The organism is Streptomyces sp. CB02980, assembly GCF_014451325.2.
Lineage (GTDB): Bacteria > Actinomycetota > Actinomycetes > Streptomycetales > Streptomycetaceae > Streptomyces.
Genome location: NZ_JACSCH020000009.1, coordinates 280186 through 296588 on the forward strand (window position 1 = coordinate 280186; position 16403 = coordinate 296588).

The window sequence follows — 16403 nt, forward strand, 5'->3', positions numbered from 1 at the left end:
GGACCGTCAGGCGACGATCAGGTAGATGCCGTACGCGACGGCCGCCGCGCACAGGGCGAAGCAGGCGTACGCGGCGGTGCGGGCCAGGGCCGCGGAACCTCCGCGGGCGGCGGCCTCCTCCTGCTTGGTGAGGCCGACGATGCCGAGGGAGAAGAGGCCCACGAGGGCGACGGTCGCCACGAGGCTGACTCCGAAGACGGAGCCGAGAGCTGCCCAGTCGATCTTCATGTCGTTCGTTCCTTAGACCGCGGCGGCGGGGGCCGGGGGAGCGGTCGGGTCGGTGGGGGCCGGCGCGGGGATGGTCGCCTTGAGGTCCTCGTCCGCGACGGCGGCGACGGAACCGGCGGGCGGCGGCGGGGTGACGGCCGCCATGGCGGTGGTCACGACGCCCGCGGGCTCGGTGTCGAGGTCGTCGGCGGTGACGTTGTTGTGGTCGACCGGCTTGCGGCGGGAGAGCGACCAGATGACGCCCGAGCCGGCGATCAGCAGGACCGCGACGGCGGCGATGCCCCAGGGGCCCTGCTTGGTGAGGAACTCGGCACCGGCGCCGACCACGGCCGCGGCGGGCAGGGTCAGACCCCAGGCGACGAACATCCGGGTCGCGGTCGACCAGCGGACGACACCGCCCTTGCGGCCGAGACCGGCGCCCATCACGGCACCCGAGCAGGACTGGGTGGTGGAGAGCGAGAAGCCCAGGTGCGAGGAGGCGAGGATGACCGTCGCGGCGCTGGTCTGGGCGGCGAAGCCCTGCTGCGGCTGGAGGTCGGTGAGGCCCTTGCCCATGGTGCGGATGATGCGCCAGCCACCGAGGTAGGTGCCGAGGGCGATGGCGACACCGGCGCAGACGATGACCCACAGCGGAGGGTTCGAGCCGGGGGCGACGACACCCTGGGTGACCAGGGCGAGGGTGATGATGCCCATCGTCTTCTGGGCGTCGTTGGTGCCGTGGGCGAGGGAGACGAGACCGGCGGAGGCGATCTGGCCGGCCCGGTAGCCCTTGGCCGTGGCCTTCGCCTCCGGGTTGGCCTTGATCTTGTACGTCAGCTTGGTGGCGGCCATCGCGGCGAGGCCGGCGACGAGCGGCGCGGCGACGGCCGGGATGAGGACCTTGGTGACGATGGTCGGGCCGTTCACGGCCGACCAGCCGGCCGACATGACCGCGGCGCCGATGAGGCCGCCGAAGAGAGCGTGGGAGGAGCTGGACGGAAGCCCGAGCAGCCAGGTCAGGAGATTCCAGAGGATCGCGCCGACCAGCGCGGCGAAGATCACCTCTGTACGAATGCCCTCTTCGTTGATGATCCCGCCGGAGATCGTCTTGGCGACCTCCACGGACAGGAACGCGCCGACGAGGTTCAGCACGGCGGACATGGCCACCGCCGTCTTCGGCTTGAGAGCACCGGTCGAGATGGTCGTCGCCATCGCGTTCGCGGTGTCGTGGAAACCGTTCGTGAAATCGAACACGAGAGCTGTCACGACCACAATGGCGAGCAGCAGCGTGATGTGTTCCATTTACCCAGGCAATCGTTTGACGTCAGTGGCTGGACGAACGTAAGCAACCTGAGTGAACGGAAGGTGAACTAGGTAGGGCGCTGTGGTGTCTCAAATCGGTGTCAAGAGATTCCGGTTACGGCTCCGGCCCGCGAGCTGTCCACGATGCGGTCACCCCGCAACCCCGGGTAATCCGGGCCATCACGGGGCACATACGACCTGCCCCGGTTCCTCCTCCGTCACCCGGTTCCGATCCCTGGACGGAACCATCCGACCGGGGGACCCCGCGGACGAGACCCATGTCACTCCCCGGAGGGCCGCGGAGGCCCCGGCGGGCCCCGCGCGCCGAGCCCCGCCCGCGCCTCTCCTCCGGCCCCGTCCGCGCCTCTCCTCCGGCCCCGTCCGGGGCCGTACGGGTCCCACCGGTGGCAGTCCGCCCGCACCCTGCCGAGACTGGGAGCGTGCGCCCGGCTACAGCGACGGCAGCGGCCGTCACCACCCTGCTCGGTGTCGGCGCGGCCGCGTTCGCGGCCGGCCGGTACGCCAGCGACGTCGCCCTCAGGGCGCCGTCCGGACGTCCCCTGCCCGGGGATCCCAAACTCACCGTGCATGCCACGGGTCCCGAACGGATCACCCTCACCCGCAGCCTCGCCTCACTGCGCCCCGGTACGTACGGCATGGAGGGGCACGGCCAGCACGCCGTCGTCGGCCCGGTCCTCGACCGGGTCCCGCACACCGCGGACACCGTCGTCCGGCGCCTCGAACGCGTCGAGCGCGGGGTGCTCGGCCCCGGCTCCCGCGTCCGCCTCACCCCCCAGCTGCACATCGGCACGCCGATCAGCGCCCTCGGGCTCGCCCACGAGGACGTCGAGATCCCCGGCGAGCTCGGCCCCCTGCCGGCCTGGCTGGTGGCCGCGCCCCGCACCACCTGGGTGATCGCCCTGCACGGCCTCGGCACCACCCGCGAGCACCCGCTGAACGTCGTCCCCTTCTTCAACCGCCGCAAGATCCCCGTCCTCGTCCCCGCCTACCGCGGCGACGAGGGAGCACCCGCCTCCCCGGACGGCCTCGCCCACCTCGGCGACTCCGAGTGGCGCGACGTCGACGCCGCCATCCGCTACGCCGTCCACCGGGGCGCGTCGAAGGTCGTGCTGCACGGCTGGGGGACCGGGGCCTCGATGGCCCTGCGCGCCGCGGCCGAGTCGGGGGTGCGCGACCGGATCAGCGGCCTCGTCCTCGACTCGCCCGTCCTGGACTGGGAGGCCACCCTCCGCAACCTCGCGGCGGCCCATCACGTCCCCGCCCCCCTGCTCCCGCTCGCCGTCCGCGCCGCGCAGGGCAGGACCGGACAGCACGGCGACCTCCTTGAGGAGGCCTCCGCGCCGGGCGCGCTGCGCGTCCCCGTGCTCCTCTTCCACGGCCCCGACGACACCATCGCCCCCTGGAGACCGTCCGTCGAACTCGCCGCCCGCCGCCCCGATCTGGTCACCCTCCAGGCCGTCCGGCACGCCCCGCACGCGGCGATGTGGAACGCCGACCCGGTCCGCTACGAGGAGGCCCTGCGCCGCTTCCTCACCCCGCTCCTCTAGGGCCCGGCGGAGGACGTCGGGGACGGCGCGGCCGATTCCGATTGGGCTTTCGGGCCGTCAGCGGGAAGACTGCCCCCGTGACGTCTCGAAAGCCCGATGAACCATTGGCGCGCAACTCCAGACTCCGACTCGTCCGCCCGCGGGCGCTGGCCACCGCCCGACGGGCCGTGACGACCCGGCGCACCCGGCCGGCGCCGCGGCCGCCCGAGGGCACTCCGCCCCGTGCGGAGCTGGCCCGCCAGGCCCGGCACGTCCTCGCCGACGCCGTACGCATCGCCCGCTGGGCGGCCGTCGAGCGCGGCGCCACAGTGGCGCCGGGCAGCGGCCCCGGAGCCGTCCCCGCCCAGGAACGGGCCGCCGCCGCACTGGACCTGACGCCCGGCCAGATCAGGGCCGGCTGGGACCGCGCACGGCTCGCCGGCCTCGTCGAGCTCCACGGCGACACCGCCCGCCCCGGCTGGCGGCTGCACGCCTGGGACCGTGACGACTCCGCCGTCCTGCGCGGCTGGGTCGCCCTCTTCGACGCCTGGTCCCTGGTGCACCCGGCCCCCGAGGGGGTCGAGCCCAGCGCCGTCGCCGAGGTCGTCGAGGCCCTCCCGCAGGTCCTGTCGCTGCTTCAGCTCTCCCAGGGCCCGGTCCTCGTCCCCGCCCTGCTCGATCTGCTCGGCCAGCGCGTCGAGGAGCTGCGCGAGGAGCGCTGCGAGGTCCCGGGGGCCGAGCAGACCCCCGAGGCCGCCGAGACCACCGACGCACCCGCCGCCGTGAACGGCACCGACGGGCTCCCGGCGCTGCTCGACTGGGCGCTCGAAGGTCTGGCGGCCGTCGGCGCGCTCACCCTGGACCCCGGGGCGGAGGGGCGGCACGCCACCCTGACCCCGCTCGGCAACTGGGCGGTCTGGGTCAAGCTGGAGCAGATCTGCGTCGCCGCGCAGAGCCCCGCCGGGAACATCGAGCAGTCCGCCGAGGACATGCTCCGCGGCTGCGCCCGGCTCACCCCCGGCCCCGCCCGCGCCGAGTACCGCGCCTGGCTGGCGGCCCGCACCCTCTCCAGCGCGGTGACCGAACTCCTCACCGTCGCCCGCGGCGAGGACGCGCTGCTGCGCGGGCTCGCCTTCGAAGCGCTCCGGGTGGTCGGCGCCCCCGCCGAGGCCGAGGTGCGGGCCACCGTCGCCGAACCCTCCCTGCGGCCGTACGCACTGCTCTGGCTCGCCGAGTACGAGGGTGCCGACCCCGACGACGCCCAGGAGGTCCTCACCCGCGAGGAGTCCACCTGGCTCTGGGTGGACACGGCCGCCGCCGTCGCCGACCACGGGGAGAGCGAGCTGCTCGTCCGGCACCTCGACTCCGCCGTGCAGGGCACCGTCCCGGCGCTCCTCGACGAGATCAGGGCCGTCGGCCACCCCCGTACCGTCCAGGTCCTGGTCGCCCTCGCCGCCGCCCACCCGGACCCGGCGCTGGCCAAGGCCGTCCGCCGGGCCGCCTTCCAGGTCCACACCGGGGGAGCGTGACGGGATCCCCGCCCGGGGATCCCGAAGGGGGAACCTCCCCGGCGCCCGGCTACTCCGCGGCGCCGGGGGTGTACGTCCCGAAGCTCCAGATGTTGCCCTCGGCGTCCCGCGCCATGTAGTCCCGCGAGCCGTACTCCTGGTCCTTGGGCGGCATCACGATCTCGACGCCGTGGGCCACCGCCCGCGCGTGGTGCTCGTCGACGTCGTCCACGTGCACGAACACACCGACCGGACCGGCGTCGGCCATCAGCTTGTCGAACTCGCTGCCGGTGCCCTTGCTGCCCAGCATCACCATGCCGTTCCCGTACGACAGCTCGGCGTGCGCCACGCGCCCGTCCTCGGCCTCGTACACGGCGTTCGCACGGAAGCCGAAGCCCTCCGTGAGCAGGCTGATCGCCGCCTTCGCGTCCTCGTACGTCAGCGTCGGACAGATGTGGGGAGCCTCAGCCATCCCGATCACTTCCTCTCGATTCAGTCGAATGTGACACAGGTCTCAGTCTGGCAGTCCCCACCGGCAATCAGCGGAAGGTGTTGCATCGGGCCATGTCGCCCGTCCGGTAGCCCTCGTAGAACCACTGCTGGCGCTGGGCCGCGGAGCCGTGGGTCCAGTTCTCCGGGGTCACCCGGCCCTGGAACCTCTCCTGGATCCGGTCGTCGCCCACCGCGGCCGCGGCGTCCAGACCGTCCCGGATGTCCGCGTCCGTCAGCTGCGTGAGCAGCGGCCGGCCCGTGCGGTTGTCGGGCGTGGTCGTGGCGTGCCGGGCCCACACGCCCGCGTAGCAGTCGGCCTGGAGCTCGACCCGCACGGCGTTGGAGTTCGCGCCGGTCCGCCCGTCCTGGGCCCGGCTCAGGGTCCCCATCAGGTTCTGGATGTGGTGGCCGTACTCGTGCGCCACCACGTACGCCTGGGCGAAGGGTCCGCCGTTCGACCCGAACTTGGTGCGCAGCTCGTCGAAGAAGCCCAGATCCAGATAGACCTGCCGGTCGCCGGGGCAGTAGAAGGGCCCCACCGCCGAGGTCGCGGAACCGCAGGCGGTCGGGACCCGCTGGCTGAACATCACGGTGGCGGCGCTCCCGTACGTGCCGCCGCGGCGCGCGTACTCGCTCCGCCAGAAGTCCTGGACGCTGTTGACCACGGCGACGATCCGGCAGTCCTCGCGGGTGTTGGCGTCCGAACCCTTCTTGCAGGTCTGTGCCACCTGCGCGGCTCCCGAGGAGCTGGCCACCGGTTCGTCGCCGCCCGAGGAGAGTCCGAGCTGGTCCGGCCCCACCCCGAGGAACAGTCCCAGGATCAGGGCGATGAAGCCGATGATGCCGCCGCCGACGGTCGCCTTCCCGCCCGGGATGCGACTGCTCCGGACGTCCTTGACCTCCGAGGTGTCCAGATCGGCGTCGTCGTCGAACTGCACGGCCCACCACCCTCCGCGTCACTGCCGCGGCAGAGGCCGCCGCCCTGCGCCGAGTATCGGCCGATCTCCAGTCACTCGCCCCTTTTGTTCCAGCGACGGCGGTTATGTGAGAAAACTCCGATCGCGCCCCGAAGCCCCCTCGCGGCCGAAAAGCAGTTGCAGGGGCCCGTTAGACTGGCCGTATGGCCATTCTCCCCGTGCATTAGCGGCGTCGAAGCCCTTCACCAGCCGTCCTTCCGCCGTTTCCCACCGCCCTGGAGTCTGTCCGTGATCACCGCTTCCGGCATCGAGCTGCGCGCCGGCGCCCGAGTCCTCATCGAGTCCGCTTCCTTCCGTGTCGCCAAGGGCGACCGCATCGGCCTCGTCGGTCGCAACGGAGCGGGCAAGACCACCCTCACCAAGTGCCTCGCGGGCGAGGGCGTCCCCGCCGCCGGCCAGATCGCCCGCTCCGGCGAGGTCGGCTACCTCCCGCAGGACCCGCGCACCGGCGACCTCGACGTCCTGGCCCGCGACCGCATCCTCTCCGCGCGTGGCCTCGACGCCCTCCTCAAGAAGATGCGGATGAACGAGGAGCGCATCGCCACCGGCTCCGGCGGCACCCGCGACAAGGCGATGCGGCAGTACGAGCGCCAGGAGACCGAGTTCCTGACCAAGGGCGGCTACGCGGCCGAGGCCGAGGCCTCCACCATCGCCGCCGCCCTGGGTCTGCCCGACCGGGTCCTCGGCCAGCCGCTGCACACCCTCTCCGGTGGTCAGCGCCGCCGTGTCGAGCTCGCCCGGATCCTCTTCTCGGACGCCGACACCCTCCTCCTCGACGAGCCGACCAACCACCTCGACGCCGACTCCATCGTCTGGCTCCGGGACTACCTGAAGAGCTACCGCGGCGGCTTCATCGTGATCTCCCACGACGTCGACCTCGTCGAGACCGTGGTCAACAAGGTCTTCTACCTGGACGCCAACCGCTCCACGATCGACGTCTACAACATGGGCTGGAAGCTCTACCAGCAGCAGCGCGAGGCCGACGAGAAGCGCCGCAAGCGCGAGCGCCAGAACGCCGAGAAGAAGGCCGCCGCCCTCAACTCGCAGGCCGACAAGATGCGCGCCAAGGCCACCAAGACCGTGGCCGCGCAGAACATGGCCAAGCGCGCCGAGCGACTGCTCTCCGGCCTGGAGGCGGTGCGCGCCTCCGACAAGGTCGCCAAGCTCCGCTTCCCCGACCCCGCGCCCTGCGGCAAGACCCCGCTGACGGCCGAGGGACTCTCCAAGTCCTACGGCTCGCTCGAAATCTTCACCGATGTGGACCTCGCGATCGACAAGGGCTCGCGCGTCGTCATCCTCGGCCTCAACGGAGCGGGCAAGACCACGCTGCTCCGGCTGCTCGCCGGCGCCGAGAAGGCCGACACCGGCGAGGTGACCCCGGGCCACGGTCTCAAGCTCGGCTACTACGCCCAGGAGCACGAGACGCTCGACCCCGAGCGCAGCGTCCTGGAGAACATGCGCTCGGCCGCGCCCGACCTCGACCTCGTCCAGGTCCGCAAGACGCTCGGCTCCTTCCTCTTCTCCGGCGACGACGTCGACAAGCCGGCCGGGGTGCTCTCCGGCGGCGAGAAGACCCGACTGGCCCTGGCCACCCTGGTCGTCTCCTCGGCGAACGTGCTGCTTCTCGACGAGCCCACCAACAACCTGGACCCGGCCAGCCGCGAGGAGATCCTCGGGGCCCTGCGGACCTACAAGGGTGCCGTCGTCCTCGTCACCCACGACGAGGGCGCGGTCGACGCGCTGGAGCCGGAGCGGATCATCCTGCTCCCGGACGGCGTCGAGGACCTGTGGGGCCCGGACTACGCGGACCTGGTCGCGCTCGCCTGACCCGGAGAGGACCGGGTGATCATGCCCGGCTGGATCATTCGGCCCACGGGTGATCCTTCATCTGAGTGAGGGCGTCTCGTACACCCCGGCGCGGTGCTCTGCCGAATCCTTCCGGCAGACCCGCGCCGTACGTGTGTTCCCCCTGTATCGCTGACCTGCTGATTCCCGTGCCGGGTGCCGTGGAGCCCCGTTTCAGGCCCAGCGGAATCTGGGCTTCCGGTCGTGACGAACGCGCGCTCGTCCACAAACCCGGCGGCATGGACCTTGTCGAATGGGTGGCCAGGACGGACGGGAGGGGTGATCATGAGAAGTCCAGAGCGCACTTCCCATGAGGAGGCACGGGTGGCCGAGACTCTGAAGAAGGGCAGCCGGGTGACCGGCGCCGCGCGCGACAAGCTCGCGGCAGACCTGAAGAAGAAGTACGACTCCGGTGCGAGTATCCGGGCGCTGGCCGAGGAAACGGGCCGCTCCTACGGATTCGTCCACCGGATGCTCAGTGAGTCCGGAGTCACGCTGCGTGGACGCGGCGGAGCGACCCGGGGCAAGAAAGCCGCCTCGGCCTGACATAGGACGCCTCGACCGGGCCACCGGAACTTCCGGTGGCCACCCGGTCGGTCATCGCGCCGGCCCGGTGGTTACTGTGCAGTCACTTAGCATTTCGCATGCAGTGTGCTGCACCGTAACCGGAGGCGCCCCATGACTACGCTCGACGACTCTGAGCTCGTATTCGACAAGGACGGTGTACGGCTCACCGTCGAGGACGCCGTTGCCACGGTGACCCTGACCAATCCGGCGAAGCGCAACGCTCAGTCTCCCGCTCTGTGGCGGGCGTTGACAGAAGCCGGCCGGTCGTTGCCCGGCAGCGTGCGGGTCGTCGTTCTGCGCGGTGAGGGACAGTCCTTCTCCGCCGGACTCGACCGGCAGGCGTTCACGCCCGAGGGCTTCGACGGAGAGCCGTCCTTCCTCGATCTCGCGCGCGGTTCCGACGCGGACCTCGACGCGGTCATCGCCGAGTACCAGGAGGCGTTCACCTGGTGGCGCCGCAGCGACCTCGTGTCGATCGCGGCCGTCCAGGGACACGCCATCGGCGCGGGCTTCCAGCTCGCCCTCGCCTGCGACCTGCGGGTCGTCGCCGAGGACGTGCAGTTCGCCATGCGCGAGACCAGCCTGGGTCTCGTCCCGGACCTGACCGGGACGCATCCGCTCGTCTCGCTCGTGGGCTACGCCCGCGCGCTGGAGATCTGCGCCACCGGCCGCTTCGTCCACGCGGAGGAGGCCGAGCGCATCGGTCTCGCCAATCTGTCCGTGCCCGCCGACGAACTCGACGCGGCGGTACGGGACCTCGGCGCCGCCCTGCTCGCGGCGCCGCGCGACGCGGTCACCGAGACCAAGGCGCTCCTCCAGGGCGTCTCCGGCCGCTCGTACGAGGAGCAGCGCGTCGCCGAGCGCGCCGCCCAGGCCCGCCGCCTCCGCGACCTCGCGGGCCTCGGCGACTGACGCCTGCCCGCACGCGCCTGTCCTGGGGCCTGTCCGGCGGATCATGGTCGGGGCCGCGGCGTATCCGACCCTGATCCGCCGGACAGGCCCTAGCGCAGGTCCGACACCACGACCGTGACCGCGGCGCCCTTCGGGGCGACCGCGGTCACCGCCGTGCGCACGGCGCGGGTCACGTCCAGCGGGCGGACCCCGGCCGTCACGGCCAGTTCCACCCGCACCCCGTCGGGCCCCCGGCGCACCGGCGGACCCAGCGTGTCCGTCACCGCCGCGACCCCCGCCACCCCGAGCGCGGCGAGCGCCACGGGGTCGTCCGTCGCCGGCGAGGTCGGCCCGGGCGGAGGAGCGGCACCGGCGTCCGGCTCGGCCGGCGCCGTGTCGAGCAGCTCCGTCACCCGCAGGTCCACCGCGTCGACCACAAGACCGAGCCCGCCCTCGGCCGCGCCGAGCAGCGCCGCCCGCAGCTCCTCGACGAGCTCCGGCAGGGGGCGCCCGGCGATCGCGCCGAACGCGGCCGTGACGAGCAGGGCGCCCGATTCCCGATCTTCGGGTGCCTCCGCCGGGCCGATCCGCAGCTTGCCCGGCACCACACCCCGTACCGCCGAGGCGGTACGGCCCAGCACCTCGCGCACCGCCCGCTCGGTGATCCATGCCCCCTCCGCCGTCGTTCCGAGCGGCAGCAGCCTGCCCGGTGAGAGGCGGTCCCGCACCGCCGCCGTCCAGCCCTCAGCAGTCGTCATTGCCCCAGCCTGCCGTATCCCCGGGGCGGGACCGGGGAACCGCCCTTAGTGTGGGCGAAGAACCCCGAAATATCCCAGAAGGGGCGAAATCTGATGACGGACACCACTCACTCCGGCGACCCTGCGGCCGACGGGTCGCGCGAACCGCGCCGCACCTCGGTCACCAAGCGGGGCGGCGGAGATCCGGCCTCCCGGGGCCGGACCACGATCGCCGACGGCGTCGTCGAGAAGATCGCCGGTCTCGCCGCCCGTGACGTCGTGGGCGTGCACGCGATGGGCAGCGGCATCTCCCGCACCTTCGGCGCCGTACGCGACCGGGTACCCGGCGGGGGCGGTGCCAGGTCGAACGCCACGCGCGGGGTGAAGGCCGAGGTCGGCGAGGTGCAGACCGCGCTCGACCTGGAGATCGTCGTCGACTACGGCGTCTCCATCGCGGACGTCACCGGCGACGTCCGGGAGAACGTCATCGCGGCCGTGGAGCGGATGACCGGACTCGAGGTCGTCGAGGTCAACATCGCGGTCAGCGACGTGAAACTGCCGGACGAAGAGGACGAAGAGCCGGAGTCACGCCTCCAGTAGTCGCCGACGGCGGCGCACAGGGGGCTCAGGAGGACTCGGAAAGGGGTCAGGAATGAGCATGGCGGTGGTCGGCCTGGTGGCCGGCATGGCTCTCGGCTTCGCCGGATACTTCGGCGGTTTCGGAGCGTTTGTACTGGTCGCGGCCTTGGGGGCGATCGGCTTCGTGGCGGGCCGCTTCCTCGACGGCGACCTCGAACCCGGCGACCTGTTCCGGGGCCGCGACCGCGGCGACCGGCGGCGGTGACCCGGGGTGGCAACCGACCTGGTCTCCCCCGACCCGGTGCGCGACCGGGGCGCCACCTCGATCGCCGACCGGGTCGTCGCGAAGATCGCCGCCCAGGCGGCGAGGGAGGCCGCGGGCCCCGTCCCGGAGGGCGGGTCGAAACCGCACGCCTCGGTCGTCGTCCACCGGGACGTCGCCCGGGTCTCGGTGAGCCTCGACCTCGGCTACCCCACCGACATCGGGGCCCGGTGCGGGGCCGTCCGGGGACGAGTACGCGCACGCGTGGAGGAGCTCGTCGGCATGGAGGTCCACGAGGTCACCGTCCAGGTGGAACGCCTCCACTCGCCGCTCACCCGCCAGGCCGGACCGAGGGGCCGCCTGTCATGACGACGCCCCCCGAACCGCCTCCCGACCATGAGCCCGCCCCGGCCCCCGGCGACGAGCCGACCAGGGCCCGCGGCGGCGACCCCGACGCGCCTCCCGGGTCCCACCCCGACGGCGGCCCCGGCGTCCCCGTCCTCACCGATCCCGATCCCGATCCCGGTGCCGACCCCGACCCCGCCCCCGCGCCCCGTGTCCGCCGCTTCTGGGCGGTCCGCCGCATCCCCGCCGCCGTGCTCGCGGCGCTCGTTCTCGGCGGGGCCGGGCTCCTGCTCTACGACGTGGCGGCCGTAAGGGCCGACCGCACCGCCATGGCCTGGCGGCGCGAGCTCGCCGACGGCCTCGCGACCCGGCCGCTCGACGACACCTGGGTCGTCGTCGGCGCGGCCGTCGCGGTCGCCCTCGGCCTCTGGCTCCTGATCCTCGCCGCGACCCCCGGTCTGCGCGCCGTCCTCCCGATGCGCCGCGAACACGCCGACGTACGGGCCGGACTCGACCGGGAGGCCGCGGCCCTGGCCCTGCGGGACCGCGCCATGGAGGTCTCCGGCGTGCAGTCCGTCCGGGTCCGGGTGGGCCGTGCCAAGGTCGCGGTCAAGGCCGTCTCGCACTTCCGGGCGCTCGACGAGGTCCGCGCCGACGTGGAGACGGTCCTCGCCGCCGGCGTCGACGAACTGGCCCTCGCCCACCCGCCCGCGCTGACGGTACGGGTGGCCCGGCCGCCCAGAAAGGCGTGAGCCATGAGCCACGAAGGGGTGCTCCGGTGACGGTCGTCCTCCGGCGCGTCAACCGCGTCCTGCTCGGCCTCGCCGGGCTGCTGCTCGTCCTCGCCGGCGGGGGAGTCCTCGCCGCCTCCCTCGATCTGTCCGTACCGCACTGGTGGCCCTGGTCGGGCCCCTCGGACGTGCTGCTGTCCGCCGCCGACCGGCAGCGCTGGCGCGACGAGGGCTGGTGGTGGCCGGTGGTCATCGCGGTCCTCGGGCTCGTCGTCCTGCTCGCCCTGTGGTGGCTGCTCGTCCAGTTCCGGCGGGCCCGGCTCGCCGAGGTCGTCGTCGACAGCGGCGACGGCGAGGTCGCCGTACTGCGCGGCCGGGCCCTGGAGAGCGTCCTGGAGGCCGACGCCACGGCCCAGGAGGGCGTGGCCAAGGCCCATGTCTCCCTCACGGGCCGCCGCGCCACCCCCCGTACCCGCGTCGCGCTCCTCCTGGAGCCGTACGCCTCCCCGGGGGCCGCCCTGACCACGCTCAGCACCCAGGCCCTGGCCCACGCGCGGACGTCCACGGGCCTGCCCGCCCTGCCCACCGAGGCGCGCCTGCGGGCCGTGAAGCACCGGGCCCGCAGGGTCGCCTGAGGATCAGAACTCGGCGCGCGCCCCGCCGTCCACCGGGAGCATCAGGCCCGTGAGGTACGAGGCGGCCGGCGAGAGCAGGAACGCCGCCGTCCGCCCGAACTCCTCCGGGGTGCCGTAGCGGCGCAGCGGGATGGTGGCCTCGTTGGCCGCGCGGGACGCGTCCGCGTCGCCGGAGAGGGAGTCCAGGAACCGCACCCTGTCCGTGTCGATCCGGCTGGGCAGCAGCCCGATGACGCGCACCCCGCGTGGACCCAGGTCGTTGGCGAGGGACTTCGCGAAGCCCGCGAGGCCCGGGCGCAGACCGTTCGAGATGGTCAGGCCGGGGATCGGCTCGTGGACCGAGCCGGACAGGACGAAGCCGATGACGCCGCCCTCGCCGAGCGTCTCGGCGGCCGCGCGGGCCAGCCGTACGGCCCCGAGGAAGACGGTGTCGAAGGCGGCGGCCCACTCCTCGTCGGTGTTGTCGGCCGCGAAGCCGGGCGCCGGCCCGCCGACGCTGATGAGGATGCCGTCGAAGCCGCCGAACCGCGCCCGCGCCTCGGCGATGAGCCGCGCCGGGGTCTCCGGGTCGGTGTTGTCGGCGGCGATGCCCGCCGCGCCCGGCCCCAGCTCGGCCACGGCCTCGGCGACGGTCTTCTCCTCGCGGCCGGTGACGAGCACCTTGGCCCCCTCGGCGAGCAGCGCCTCGGCGGAGGCCCGCCCGAGCCCCCGCGTCGCCCCGGTCACCACGTACACACGGTCCTTCATCCCAAGATCCATGGACCTATCCTGCCGGGTCCTGATCCTCGGCTGCCAGTGCGAGCGCCGTGCCCACCAGGCCGATGTGGCTGAAGGCCTGCGGGAAGTTGCCCAGCTGGCGGTTGGTCACCGGGTCGTACTCCTCCGCCAGGAGGCCCACGTCGTTGCACAGGGTCACGAGACGTTCGAAGAGCTCGCGGGCCTCCTCGCGCCGGCCGCACAGCCGGAGCGCGTCCGCGAGCCAGAAGGAGCAGACCAGGAAGGTGCCCTCCTGCCCCGGGAGGCCGTCCACCGTCCCCGAGCCGGTGCTGTAGCGGCGCAGATAGCCGCCGTGCATCAGCTCCGCCCGTACCGCGTCCACCGTGCCCACCACCCGGGGGTCGTCCGGCGGCAGGAAGCCGACCTGCGGGATGAGCAGGGTCGCGGCGTCCAGCTCCCGCGAGCCGTACGACTGGGTGAAGGTGTTGCGGACCGGGTCGTAGGACCGGGCGCACACCTGGGCGTGGATCTCGTCCCGCATCGTCCGCCACCGTGCCGCGTCCCCCGGCAGCGAGGGGTCGGCCTCCAGGGTGCGCACCGCCCGGTCGGCGGCGACCCAGGCCATCACCTTCGAGTGGGTGAAGTGCCGGCGCGGCCCGCGCACCTCCCACAGCCCCTCGTCGGGCTCGCGCCAGGTCGACTCCAGGAAGCCGAGCAGGCTCAGCTGGAGGTTCCAGGCGTGCCGCTCCGCCGGAATCCCGGCCTCACGCGCGCGGTGGAGCGAGTCCATGACCTCGCCGTACACATCGAGCTGGAACTGGTCCACGGCCGCGTTCCCGGTCCGTACCGGCGCCGAGTCGGCGTAGCCGCGCAGCCACGGCAGGGTCGTCTCGGGGAGCCGGCGCTCCCCGGCGGGCCCGTACATGATCTGCAGGTCGGCCGGGTCGCCGGCGACCGAGCGGAGCAGCCAGTCCCGCCAGGCGCACGCCTCGTCGACGTATCCGGCGGCGAGCAGCGCGCCGAGGGTGAGGGAGGAGTCGCGCAGCCAGCAGGCGCGGTAGTCCCAGTTCCGTACGCCGCCGACCTCCTCCGGCAGGGAGGTGGTGGGCGCGGCCATGATCCCGCCGGTCGGGGCGTACGTGAGGGCCTTGAGGGTGATCAGGGAGCGCAGCACCGCCTCCCGGTACGGACCCCGGTAGGTGCAGCGGTCCGACCACTCCCGCCAGTCCGCGAGGGACTGCTCCAGGGCCTCGTGGGGGTCGACGAGATCGGGGCGCGGCTCGTGCGAGGGGTGCCAGGTCAGCACGAACGCGACCTTCTCGCCGGCGGTGACGGTGAAGGAGGAGCAGGTGGAGAACTGCTGGCCCCAGGTCTTCACGGGCGGCTCGCTGCGCAGCCAGACCGCGTCCGGCCCGGCGATCGCGACCCGGTGGCCGTCGGCGCGGCGCATCCAGGGCACGATCGAGCCGTAGTCGAAGCGGAGCCGCAGGACGCCGCTCATCTCGACGGTGCCGCTGACGCCCTCCACGATCCGCATCAGTTCCGGGGCCTCGTCCCGCTGCGGCATGAAGTCGACGACCTTGACGGTGCCCGTCCGGGTCTCCCAGTAGGTCTCGAGGACGAGGGAGTCCTCGGCGTACCGGCGCGTGGAGCAGGCCGTGGCGCCCTTGGGCGCGATCCGCCAGTGGCCGTTGCCCTCGTCGCCGAGGATCGCGGCGAAGCAGGCGGCCGAGTCGAAGCGGGGCAGACACAGCCAGTCGACCGACCCGTCGCGGCCGACGAGCGCGGCGGTCTGGAGATCGCCGATGAGGGCGTAGTCGTCGATACGTTGCGTCACGCTCTGGGCTGTTCCCGGAAGCGGCGACGGTCAATCAGAGGGACGGAGTGGCCTGGATCGCCTCAGGGTCCCGTTCCGGGGCTCCCGGGGTGTCGTTTCCCGTGGTGCCGGAGGCGGCGGCGGTCCTCCGGTCGTGCTTCTCGCGGCGGACCAGGATCACCCAGCCGACGGGCACCCCGGCCGCGAAGAGCCACCACTGGACGGCGTACGCCATGTGGGCGCCGATCGACGTGTGGTCGGGCTCGGGGATCAGCTCGGGGGTGTCCCCGGCGGGCTCGGGCCCGGTCTGCTCCAGGTAGCCGCCGAGCACCTCACGGCCGATGAGCTCCGCCTGCTGCCCGCTGTTGATGAGCATGACCTGGCGGTCCGGCAGACCCTTCAGGTCCTTGATGCCGCTGGCTCCGGTCGTCTCGTCGGCCTTGAGCCGGCCGCTGATGGTGACCTCGCCCTTGGGGGCGGGCGGCACCGGCGGGTAGGAGTGCTGGTCGGCGGCGGCCGGGATCCAGCCGCGGTTGACCAGGACGATCCGGCCGTCCCGGAGGACCAGCGGGCTCAGGACGTGCACGCCGACCCGCTCGTCGGAGGAGGTGCGGCGGCGGACGACCACCTCGTGGGCGGTGTCGAAGGTGCCGGTGGCGGTGACGGGCCGCCAGTAGTCGGAGCGCGGGACCGTGTGGCCGGGGGAGGTGAGCTCTTCGACGGGGACCGGCTTCGCCGCGATGCTGTCCGCGATGAGGGCGTTCTGGGCGACCCGGCGCTCGTGCCGGTGGAACTGCCAGAAGCCCAGCTCGATCATCGTCGGGACGAGGACGAGGGCGATGAGGGTGAGGATCACCCACTGCCGGGACAACAAGAAGCGGTACACCCCATGACCGTACAACTCGGTCCATGGGGTGTACGCACGGGGGGCGGCTCGCGGGAGACGAGCCCAGGATCGTTTCCGCAGACCCTGTCGTTCTCGACCCCGCCTGCCTCACACCCTGTCGACGATGCCCACCTTTCCCTCCGCGCGGGCGCAGTGGCCGCCGCAGTACCAGCTGCCGTCGACCTCGACGCCCTGCCCGATGATCTGGACCCGGCAGTGCTCGCAGATGGGCGCCATACGGTGGATGGCGCAGGCGAAGCAGTCGAAGACATGGATCGCGCCTTGCGCATGTACCTCGAAGGACATGCCGTAATCGTTTCCGCAGACCTCACAACGTGCCATGCGCCACAGGGTGAGGC

19 protein-coding genes are annotated in these 16403 nt (G+C 72.9%); 10 read left to right on the top strand and 9 right to left on the bottom strand.

Annotation, left to right across the window (positions count from 1 at the left end; translation table 11 throughout):
- Window positions 1–6: 6 nt before the first annotated feature.
- Entirely contained in the window at window positions 7–228 is a 222-nt protein-coding gene (locus E0F75_RS21010; protein ID WP_187624077.1) for a hypothetical protein, read from the bottom strand.
- 12 nt (window positions 229–240) lie between these two features.
- A complete protein-coding gene (locus E0F75_RS21015) occupies window positions 241–1509 on the bottom strand; it encodes an inorganic phosphate transporter (protein WP_187624078.1) in 1269 nt (422 codons plus the stop codon).
- 440 nt (window positions 1510–1949) lie between these two features.
- On the opposite strand from E0F75_RS21015, the gene E0F75_RS21020 reads away from it, so the two are divergent.
- Window positions 1950–3077, top strand: coding sequence for an alpha/beta hydrolase (locus tag E0F75_RS21020; RefSeq protein ID WP_187624079.1), 1128 nt, complete (start codon window positions 1950–1952; stop codon window positions 3075–3077).
- 77 nt (window positions 3078–3154) lie between these two features.
- Window positions 3155–4585 (top strand): hypothetical protein, encoded by a 1431-nt coding sequence (locus E0F75_RS21025; protein WP_374115417.1) that lies wholly within the window; start codon window positions 3155–3157, stop codon window positions 4583–4585.
- A gap of 49 nt (window positions 4586–4634) precedes the next feature.
- Here E0F75_RS21025 and E0F75_RS21030 read toward each other — a convergent pair whose 3' ends face one another.
- Together E0F75_RS21030 and E0F75_RS21035 are read right to left on the bottom strand one after the other, a co-directional pair.
- Window positions 4635–5036 carry a VOC family protein gene (locus E0F75_RS21030; protein ID WP_187624080.1) on the bottom strand — a complete coding sequence of 134 codons (402 nt, stop codon included), beginning with the start codon at window positions 5034–5036 and terminating at the stop codon, window positions 4635–4637.
- Window positions 5037–5103: 67 nt separating this feature from the next.
- On the bottom strand, window positions 5104–5994 hold the full coding sequence (locus E0F75_RS21035) for a neutral zinc metallopeptidase (protein ID WP_187624081.1): 891 nt from the start codon (window positions 5992–5994) through the stop codon (window positions 5104–5106).
- 267 nt (window positions 5995–6261) lie between these two features.
- On the opposite strand from E0F75_RS21035, the gene E0F75_RS21040 reads away from it, so the two are divergent.
- The 3 genes from E0F75_RS21040 (at window position 6262) to E0F75_RS21050 (ending at window position 9357) form a co-directional block, all read left to right on the top strand.
- The gene (locus tag E0F75_RS21040; RefSeq protein ID WP_187624082.1) at window positions 6262–7860 is read left to right on the top strand and encodes an ABC-F family ATP-binding cassette domain-containing protein; all 1599 of its coding nucleotides are present in this window, start codon (window positions 6262–6264) and stop codon (window positions 7858–7860) included.
- A 342-nt stretch (window positions 7861–8202) separates the two neighbouring features.
- A complete protein-coding gene (locus tag E0F75_RS21045) occupies window positions 8203–8424 on the top strand; it encodes a helix-turn-helix domain-containing protein (RefSeq protein WP_006123601.1) in 222 nt (73 codons plus the stop codon).
- A gap of 132 nt (window positions 8425–8556) precedes the next feature.
- Window positions 8557–9357: an enoyl-CoA hydratase/isomerase family protein gene (locus tag E0F75_RS21050; RefSeq protein ID WP_030322673.1), complete on the top strand. Its 801-nt coding sequence runs from the start codon at window positions 8557–8559 to the stop codon at window positions 9355–9357.
- Window positions 9358–9446: 89 nt separating this feature from the next.
- Here E0F75_RS21050 and E0F75_RS21055 read toward each other — a convergent pair whose 3' ends face one another.
- Window positions 9447–10094: a hypothetical protein gene (locus E0F75_RS21055; protein ID WP_187624083.1), complete on the bottom strand. Its 648-nt coding sequence runs from the start codon at window positions 10092–10094 to the stop codon at window positions 9447–9449.
- Between the two features lie 93 nt (window positions 10095–10187).
- Here E0F75_RS21055 and E0F75_RS21060 point away from each other — a divergent pair, with 93 nt between their 5' ends.
- The 5 genes from E0F75_RS21060 to amaP are packed head-to-tail and all read left to right on the top strand — an operon-like array spanning window position 10188 to window position 12625.
- Window positions 10188–10673, top strand: a complete 486-nt coding sequence (locus tag E0F75_RS21060; protein WP_187624084.1) for an Asp23/Gls24 family envelope stress response protein — start codon at window positions 10188–10190, stop codon at window positions 10671–10673.
- A gap of 52 nt (window positions 10674–10725) precedes the next feature.
- Complete coding sequence (locus E0F75_RS21065) at window positions 10726–10917, top strand: hypothetical protein (RefSeq protein ID WP_055602871.1); 192 nt, start codon at window positions 10726–10728, stop codon at window positions 10915–10917.
- A 6-nt stretch (window positions 10918–10923) separates the two neighbouring features.
- Window positions 10924–11283 (top strand): Asp23/Gls24 family envelope stress response protein, encoded by a 360-nt coding sequence (locus E0F75_RS21070; RefSeq protein ID WP_229312757.1) that lies wholly within the window; start codon window positions 10924–10926, stop codon window positions 11281–11283.
- Window positions 11280–12011 carry a DUF6286 domain-containing protein gene (locus E0F75_RS21075; RefSeq protein ID WP_229312758.1) on the top strand — a complete coding sequence of 244 codons (732 nt, stop codon included), beginning with the start codon at window positions 11280–11282 and terminating at the stop codon, window positions 12009–12011. Before E0F75_RS21070 ends, E0F75_RS21075 begins: the two co-directional genes overlap by 4 nt.
- 26 nt (window positions 12012–12037) lie before the next feature.
- Entirely contained in the window at window positions 12038–12625 is a 588-nt protein-coding gene (gene amaP, locus E0F75_RS21080; RefSeq protein WP_187624085.1) for an alkaline shock response membrane anchor protein AmaP, read from the top strand.
- Between the two features lie 3 nt (window positions 12626–12628).
- Here amaP and E0F75_RS21085 read toward each other — a convergent pair whose 3' ends face one another.
- The 4 genes from E0F75_RS21085 to E0F75_RS21100 all read right to left on the bottom strand — a co-directional run bounded on the left by E0F75_RS21085 (window position 12629) and on the right by E0F75_RS21100 (window position 16386).
- Window positions 12629–13384 (bottom strand): SDR family oxidoreductase, encoded by a 756-nt coding sequence (locus tag E0F75_RS21085; RefSeq protein WP_187624086.1) that lies wholly within the window; start codon window positions 13382–13384, stop codon window positions 12629–12631.
- A gap of 4 nt (window positions 13385–13388) precedes the next feature.
- Window positions 13389–15179, bottom strand: coding sequence for a glycoside hydrolase family 15 protein (locus E0F75_RS21090; protein WP_187624087.1), 1791 nt, complete (start codon window positions 15177–15179; stop codon window positions 13389–13391).
- 34 nt (window positions 15180–15213) lie between these two features.
- Complete coding sequence (locus E0F75_RS21095; protein WP_187624088.1) at window positions 15214–16044, bottom strand: SURF1 family protein; 831 nt, start codon at window positions 16042–16044, stop codon at window positions 15214–15216.
- A gap of 108 nt (window positions 16045–16152) precedes the next feature.
- A complete protein-coding gene (locus tag E0F75_RS21100) occupies window positions 16153–16386 on the bottom strand; it encodes a hypothetical protein (RefSeq protein WP_015032679.1) in 234 nt (77 codons plus the stop codon).
- Between the last annotated feature and the right edge of the window lie 17 nt (window positions 16387–16403).

Coding starts and splice junctions, on each gene's coding strand:
- E0F75_RS21085 (WP_187624086.1), bottom strand. CDS start 13,384: ATGGATCTTGGGATGAAGGACCGTGTGTACGTGGTGACCGGGGCGACG.
- E0F75_RS21100 (WP_015032679.1), bottom strand. CDS start 16,386: ATGGCACGTTGTGAGGTCTGCGGAAACGATTACGGCATGTCCTTCGAG.
- E0F75_RS21030 (WP_187624080.1), bottom strand. CDS start 5,036: ATGGCTGAGGCTCCCCACATCTGTCCGACGCTGACGTACGAGGACGCG.
- E0F75_RS21010 (WP_187624077.1), bottom strand. CDS start 228: ATGAAGATCGACTGGGCAGCTCTCGGCTCCGTCTTCGGAGTCAGCCTC.
- E0F75_RS21065 (WP_055602871.1), top strand. CDS start 10,726: ATGAGCATGGCGGTGGTCGGCCTGGTGGCCGGCATGGCTCTCGGCTTC.
- E0F75_RS21055 (WP_187624083.1), bottom strand. CDS start 10,094: ATGACGACTGCTGAGGGCTGGACGGCGGCGGTGCGGGACCGCCTCTCA.
- E0F75_RS21075 (WP_229312758.1), top strand. CDS start 11,280: ATGACGACGCCCCCCGAACCGCCTCCCGACCATGAGCCCGCCCCGGCC.
- E0F75_RS21015 (WP_187624078.1), bottom strand. CDS start 1,509: ATGGAACACATCACGCTGCTGCTCGCCATTGTGGTCGTGACAGCTCTC.
- E0F75_RS21050 (WP_030322673.1), top strand. CDS start 8,557: ATGACTACGCTCGACGACTCTGAGCTCGTATTCGACAAGGACGGTGTA.
- E0F75_RS21060 (WP_187624084.1), top strand. CDS start 10,188: ATGACGGACACCACTCACTCCGGCGACCCTGCGGCCGACGGGTCGCGC.